Origin of the sequence: Sagittula sp. NFXS13 (assembly GCF_040148795.1) — a bacterium.
GTDB lineage: Bacteria > Pseudomonadota > Alphaproteobacteria > Rhodobacterales > Rhodobacteraceae > Sagittula > Sagittula marina.
Window position 1 is genome coordinate 1 of sequence record NZ_JAGEMH010000048.1, and the last position, 1,475, is coordinate 1,475.

Here is a 1,475-nt window from a genome sequence, read left to right on the forward strand (position 1 = left end):
CTATGTCACACTACGCTCCGCTACCATGCACTATGTGCATCCTCAGCTTCGGCTCATGGCTTGAGCCCCGTTACATCTTCGCCGCAGGACAACTTGATTAGACCAGTGAGCTGTTACGCTATCTTTAAAGGATGGCTGCTTCTAAGCCAACCTCCTGGTTGTTTTGGTCGTCCCACCTGCTTTCCCACTTAGCCATGAATTAGGGGCCTTAGCTGGAGGTCAGGGTTGTTTCCCTCTTCACGACGGACGTTAGCATCCGCCGTGTGTCTGCCATCTATTACTCCCGGGTATTCGGAGTTTGGTTAGGATCAGTAAGCCTGTGGGGCCCCATTACCCATCCAGTGCTCTACCCCCCGGGGTATTCGGATGACGCTCTACCTAAATAGATTTCGCGGAGAACCAGCTATCTCCGAGTTTGATTGGCCTTTCACCCCTAGGCACAACTCATCCCGACCTTTTTCAACAGGTGTGGGTTCGGACCTCCAGTAAGTGTTACCTTACCTTCATCCTGGTCATGCCTAGATCACTCGGTTTCGGGTCTGATCCATCTAACTCATCGCCCTATTAAGACTCGCTTTCGCTGCGCCTACACCTAACGGCTTAAGCTTGCTAGATAGACCAAGTCGATGACCCATTATACAAAAGGTACGCCGTCAGATCGTAAAGATCCTCCGACTGATTGTAGGCGTTCGGTTTCAGGTACTGTTTCACTCCCCTCGTCGGGGTGCTTTTCACCTTTCCCTCACGGTACTGGTTCGCTATCGGTCAGCAAGGAGTACTTAGCCTTCGAAGGTGGTCCTCCGATCTTCAGACAGAATTTCACGTGTTCCGCCCTACTTAATACGTCCCATCGAGCTTCCTATACGGGGCTGTCACCCGCTATGGCCATGCTTTCCAGCATGTTCTAGTCACTCTCAAGGCTCGGCTAGTCCCCGTTCGCTCGCCGCTACTAGGGGAGTATCAATTGATTTCCTTTCCTCCGGGTACTTAGATGTTTCAGTTCCCCGGGTTTGCTCTTCAAACCCTATGTATTCAGGTAAGAAGTACCTGGTTTACCCAATTATCAAAAACCTTGCGGCTGATAATAACTGAATATCAGGTGGGTTGCCCCATTCGGAAATTCATGGATCAAAGCTTATTCTCAGCTCCCCATGACTTATCGCAGAGTATCACGTCCTTCATCGCCTCTTGCTGCCAAGGCATCCACCAAACGCCCTTCTCGCGCTTGATTTGATCCAGTAAGAGCAAGGTTTGGTCCCCGCTGGTTCACAGGGCCTCGCGTTGAGCGCACCGTCGGCAAACGGCCCGCTCTCCTACTGGACAAAGCATACATTTTCCCGCCCCGGTGTTTGATCACCGAGACTTGTCACTCGGTTAAAGTGACTTGGTTAGTGTACTTGACTTGGACAACTATTGCTCATTTCAGAAGGGATATTCTCATCCAGCCGGCTAGACCAGATGCGAACCTTCGCCGT

1 rRNA gene is annotated in these 1,475 nt (G+C 51.3%); it reads right to left on the minus strand.

The features are described 5' to 3' along the window. A 23S ribosomal RNA gene (locus J4E08_RS24410) occupies positions 1 to 1,231 on the minus strand; the annotation flags it as partial. Positions 1,232 to 1,475 lie beyond the last annotated feature (244 nt).